The sequence below is a fragment of the Sphingomonas bacterium genome (assembly GCF_028289855.1).
GTDB lineage: Bacteria > Pseudomonadota > Alphaproteobacteria > Sphingomonadales > Sphingomonadaceae > Sphingomonas.
This window is the reverse complement of sequence record NZ_JAQGKZ010000003.1, coordinates 1-4,919: the sequence shown is the minus strand read 5'-3', so window position 1 is coordinate 4,919 and position 4,919 is coordinate 1. Positions and strand designations below refer to the sequence as shown.

7 protein-coding genes and 1 pseudogene are annotated in these 4,919 nt (G+C 64.0%); all 8 read right to left on the bottom strand.

Annotated features, from left to right (window positions below; all coding sequences use genetic code 11):
* The coding region (gene rpsM / locus JWM94_RS00160) for a 30S ribosomal protein S13 (protein WP_299419344.1) at nucleotides 1-346 on the bottom strand (346 nt) is incomplete at its 3' end.
* A 175-nt stretch (nucleotides 347-521) separates the two neighbouring features.
* A complete protein-coding gene (locus JWM94_RS00155) occupies nucleotides 522-779 on the bottom strand; it encodes a hypothetical protein (protein WP_299419340.1) in 258 nt (85 codons plus the stop codon).
* A gap of 61 nt (nucleotides 780-840) precedes the next feature.
* A complete protein-coding gene (locus tag JWM94_RS00150) occupies nucleotides 841-1,380 on the bottom strand; it encodes an SRPBCC family protein (RefSeq protein ID WP_299419336.1) in 540 nt (179 codons plus the stop codon).
* 39 nt (nucleotides 1,381-1,419) lie between these two features.
* On the bottom strand, nucleotides 1,420-2,070 hold the full coding sequence (locus JWM94_RS00145; RefSeq protein WP_299419333.1) for an adenylate kinase: 651 nt from the start codon (nucleotides 2,068-2,070) through the stop codon (nucleotides 1,420-1,422).
* A gap of 33 nt (nucleotides 2,071-2,103) precedes the next feature.
* The gene (secY, locus tag JWM94_RS00140; RefSeq protein WP_299419329.1) at nucleotides 2,104-3,468 is read right to left on the bottom strand and encodes a preprotein translocase subunit SecY; all 1,365 of its coding nucleotides are present in this window, start codon (nucleotides 3,466-3,468) and stop codon (nucleotides 2,104-2,106) included.
* A 100-nt stretch (nucleotides 3,469-3,568) separates the two neighbouring features.
* Nucleotides 3,569-4,123: a 50S ribosomal protein L15 gene (rplO, locus tag JWM94_RS00135; protein WP_299419326.1), complete on the bottom strand. Its 555-nt coding sequence runs from the start codon at nucleotides 4,121-4,123 to the stop codon at nucleotides 3,569-3,571.
* Between the two features lie 297 nt (nucleotides 4,124-4,420).
* Nucleotides 4,421-4,597 (bottom strand): 50S ribosomal protein L30, encoded by a 177-nt coding sequence (gene rpmD / locus JWM94_RS00130; RefSeq protein WP_299419322.1) that lies wholly within the window; start codon nucleotides 4,595-4,597, stop codon nucleotides 4,421-4,423.
* Nucleotides 4,598-4,602: 5 nt separating this feature from the next.
* A pseudogene (locus JWM94_RS00125) lies at nucleotides 4,603-4,919 on the bottom strand (30S ribosomal protein S5); the annotation flags it as partial.

Genomic DNA, 4,919 nt, shown 5'->3' with positions numbered 1-4,919 from the left:
GCTTTGCCTTGCCCTTGCGGGTGCGCGCATTGGTATGCGTGCGCTGGCCGCGGACCGGAAGCCCCTTGCGATGGCGAAGCCCGCGATAGCAGGCCAGGTCCATCAGGCGCTTGATGTTCATCGCGGTTTCGCGGCGAAGATCGCCCTCGACGGTGTAGCTCGCATCGATCGCTTCGCGGATCTGGAGCACTTCCTGATCGGTCAGGTCCTGCACGCGCGCCGTGTCGGCGATGCCCAGCTTGGCGGTGATTTCCTTGGCCTTGGTCGAACCGATGCCGTGGATATAGGTCAGCGCGATCACCACGCGCTTGTTGGTCGGGATGTTAACCCCAGCGATACGTGCCATGAACTAAATTCTCCTAGCTCCACGGGGAACGGCATGGCTGCCACGGTCCCCATCTCATCGCGTTACATCCGAAACGCACGACAGCGGCGGACGCAAACGAGCGCCGCCGGCCAGCCGGTGTATCGGAAGGCCGCTCATCTAGGTGTGAGTCGGCATGGTGTCAAGCGTAACGGGACTAGTACCCGGGCTCCTGCATACCATCGGTCGTGGCGCGGCGATAACTAAGGTCGGCGGTCTCGACCCGGGTGCGCGCTCCGTCTGACGACACGATTTTCACGCCGTTCGATTGGGCGTCGTCGGGTATCGTCGCGCTGAGGTTGGCGTAGAACGGCGCCATGTCGGCGCTTGCCTGCTGACCCATCAGCACGCCGCCGCCAATGCTGCCCAGCGTGGCCAGCCCGATCAGCGCCCAGCCATGGTTTCGATCCGCCACGACGGCCTCTCCTGTTCGCCCCGACGAGGAAAACGAAGCGACGGGGGTGGTGTTCCCAGCGCTATTTCGCAACAGGCGGCGGCGCTTCGACAGCGGCCTTGAGCCCGTCGAGTTGCTGGCCAAGCACCGCGTCGACCGGGGCGGCGATCTTCTCCAGCCCGCCCGGCGTATAGCCGCCGACCGTGTAGGTCATCTTGAGCGTGGTCGCCTTGTCGCCGTCGGGGCTAAGCTCGAACGTCATCACGCCCGTCACCGCCATCGACTGCAGCGGCCCGAATGCGCCGTCCAGCCGCAGCAGCTTGCCCTTGTCGACGAAGATTACCCGCGCATGCGCGACACTGCCGCGCCCCGGCAGCTTCTCGCAAAAGCAACCGGTCGCCTGGCTGTCGATGTACAGGTTGGCGCTGTCGCCCGACCAAGTGTGATCCTTCGCCCACCAGCGTTGTGGCGCGCGGAGCGTTTCCCACACCACGTCGGGCGTCGCGGCTATCGAGACTGTCTTGGAGACGGTGAAGCCCGCCGCGGACGCATCGATGACGTCGGCGGCAACGGGCGACGTCGCGCAGGCGAGCAACGCGAATGCGGCGACGAAACGGATCATGGCGGTTCCCCCTCAGGATGGGCGAGCCTAACCCGATTGCTACTTTGCGTCGAGGATGCCCGCGATCGTCGCGCTGACATGGTCGATATCGCCCATGCCGTCGACTCGGCTGAGAATACCGCGCGCTTCGTAGATCGGGATGATCGGCGCGGTCTTGGCGCGATATTCGGCCATCCGCGTGCGCACGGTTTCCTCATTGTCGTCCGGGCGGCGCTTGAACTCGGTCGATCCGCACATGTCGCACACGCCATCGACCTTGGGGCGATGGAAGGTGTCGTGATAGTTGGTGCCACACTTGGCGCACGAAAACCGCCCGACGATCCGCGCGACCAACGCATCCTCGTCTACCTCGAGCTCGATCACACGGTCGAGCTTGCGATCGTGGCTGCTGAGGATCGTGTCGAGCGATTCCGCCTGTGCCGCGGTGCGCGGATAACCGTCGAAAATCGCGCCCTGATCGGCCGCCATCGTCGCCAATTTGTCGTCGATCAGCGCGGAGACGATCTCGTCCGAGACCAACGCGCCCGAATCCATCACCGCCGCGACTTGATGCCCCAGCGGCGTGTCCGCCCTGCGCGCGGCGCGGAGCATATCGCCGGTCGACAGCTGGACCATGCCGCGCCCCGCGACCAGCCGCTCGGCCTGCGTGCCCTTGCCCGCGCCCGGCGGCCCCAGAAGGATGATGTTCACGGCAGTCCTCTCCCCTGTCGCGTCGGCCCCCGCTTAACGGAGGCGTCCACCCTTCAGCTTGGCCTTCTTGATCAGGTCGCCATATTGGTGCGCCAGCAAGTGCGACTGAATCTGCGTCACGGTGTCCATCGTCACGTTGACGACGATCAGCAAGCTGGTGCCGCCCAGATAGAACGGAATCTTCAGCGCCGACACCAGATATTCGGGCACGAGACAGATGAACGCGAGGTACGCCGCGCCGATCACGGTGATGCGGGTTAGCACGTAATCGAAATAGATTTCGGTGTTCTTGCCCGGGCGGATGCCGGGGATGAACCCGCCATAGCGCTTGAGGTTGTCGGCGGTTTCCTCGGGGTTGAACACCACGGCCGTGTATAAGAACGCGAAGAAGACGATCCCCGCGCCGTACAGCGTCATGTAGAGCGGGCTGCCGTGCTGGAGATACTGGTTGAGCGTGATGATCACGTCGCCCCACCAGCTGTCGCCCGCCACCTTGTTGCCGGCGAACTGAGTCACCGTCAGCGGCATCAGCAGCAACGACGAAGCGAAGATCGGGGGGATGACGCCCGCGGTGTTCAGCTTGAGCGGCAAGTGGCTGCGGTCGGATTGCACGCCGCGCGCGGTTTGCCGCTTTGGGTACTGGATCAGGATGCGGCGTTGCGCGCGCTCCATGAAGCAGATCAGCAGGACGATGCCCACGACCGCCACGACGATCAGCAGCAGCGTCAAACTGTCCATGCTGCCGGTGCGGCTGCCGTTGACCAGATTGTAGATATTGGTCGGCATGTTGGCGACGATGCCCGCCATGATGATCAGCGACACACCGTTGCCGATGCCGCGGCTGGTGATCTGTTCGCCCAGCCACATCAGGAACATCGTGCCGCCGATCAGCGAGATGACCGCGCCCGCGCGGAACATCATGCCGGGCTCGACCACCGCCTGAATGCCCTGCGTCGCGCCGAAGCTTTCGAGCCCGACCGCGATGAAGTAACCTTGGATCGCGGTCAGACCGACGGTGCCGTAGCGGGTATATTGATTGAGCCGCTTGCGCCCGCTCTCGCCTTCCTTCTTGATCGCGGCAAGCGTCGGCGACAGCGACGTCGCGAGCTGCACCACGATCGAGGCGGTGATGTAGGGCATCACGCCGAGCGCGATCAGCGACATGCGCTTGAGCGAGCCGCCGGAGAAATTGTTGAAGAAATCGAGCACGCCGCCGGTGGTCTTGTCGCCGAGCAGACCGAGCGCGGTCGGATCGACCCCGGGTAGCGGCACGAAGCTCAACAGCCGGAACACGATCAGCGCGCCGATCGTGAACCACAGCCGCTTCTTCAGGTCGGTCGCCTGCGCGAACTTCGATAGGTTGAGCCCGGAGGCGAGACTGTCGGCTGCGGATGCCATCGTGTGTGTACGTCCTGAAAACTGAAACGGCGGGAGAGCGCTTAGCATCGCCCCCCGCCGCTCATATAGTCACGTCCCCCGGCTTGTCACCGGGTACGCATCACTTCTTCGCCGCGGCCTGCTTGGCTTCCTTGTCAGCCTTGCGCGCCTTGTACTGCACGCCCTTCTTGGCAGCAGCCTTGTCGGCAGCCGACACGACCTCGATCACCTCGACCTTGCCGCCGGCCTTTTCGACTGCTTCGATCGCGCCCTTCGACGCGCCGGCGACGGTGAAGTTGAGCTTCGCCGAGAACTCGCCCTTGCCGAGCAGACGGACACCATCCTTGCCGCCGCGCGCCACGCCGGCTTCCTTGAGCGCGGCGTGATCGAGCGTCGCGCCGGCCTTGATCTTCTTGGTATCGACCAGCTTCTGGATCGTGCCCAGATTCACCTCGGCATAATCCTTGGCGAAGATGTTGTTGAAGCCGCGCTTCGGCAACCGCATGTGGAGCGGCATCTGGCCGCCTTCGAAGCCGGCGATCGAGACGCCTTCGCGGCTCTTCTGGCCCTTGACGCCGCGTCCGCCGGTCTTGCCCTTGCCCGAACCGATGCCGCGTCCGACGCGCATCTTGGATTTACGGGCGCCCGCATTGTCGCGGAGTTCGTTCAGTTTCATGTCGTGCACTCGCTTTCGCTTTTGTCGCGCTTGTTAATCTGGATCTTCCACCCACTCCCCATCAGGCAGTTGGGTCGAAAACCCTTCGGTCCACCAAGCCTCATTCAAGCGAGTCCGCTCGATTAGGAAGCCATCGGGATAACGTCGGAAGCCTGGTTGCATCAGCAACTTTTGCTTGGCTTCCTCCGCCAATTCTTCAGTCTCGAAGAGGCCGCAGGACTTCTGCTCATCCTCTCCGTCTAGTTCGTATGTGTGGAGCAGCGCGAACACATAGCGGCCCGCACGCTCCGACATAATTCAGCCCTCGACGCTCACCATGTGAGAGATCTTGCGGATCATGCCGCGAACTTCGGGCGTGTCGGTCAGCTCGACGGTCTTGTGCATCTTGTTGAGGCCCAGACCGATCAGCGTCGCGCGCTGGTCCTTGGTGCGGCGGATCGGCGAGCCGGTCTGCGTGATCTTGACGGTTGCCATGTCGATTACTCCGCGATCGCTTCGGCGTCGGCCTCGGCGGTCTGCGACCCACCACGGCCGAGCAGGTCGGCGATCTTCTTGCCGCGGCGCTGCGCAACGCTCTTGGGCGAGGTCTGCTCGCCCAGCGCTTCGAAGGTCGCACGGATCATGTTATAGGGGTTCGACGTGCCGACCGACTTGGTCACCACATCCGCCACGCCCAGGCTCTCGAACACGGCGCGCATCGGGCCGCCGGCGATGATGCCGGTACCCGCGGGCGCCGAGCGCAGCGTCACGAGACCGGCACCGAAGTGACCGTTGCCGTCATGATGCAGCGTGCGGC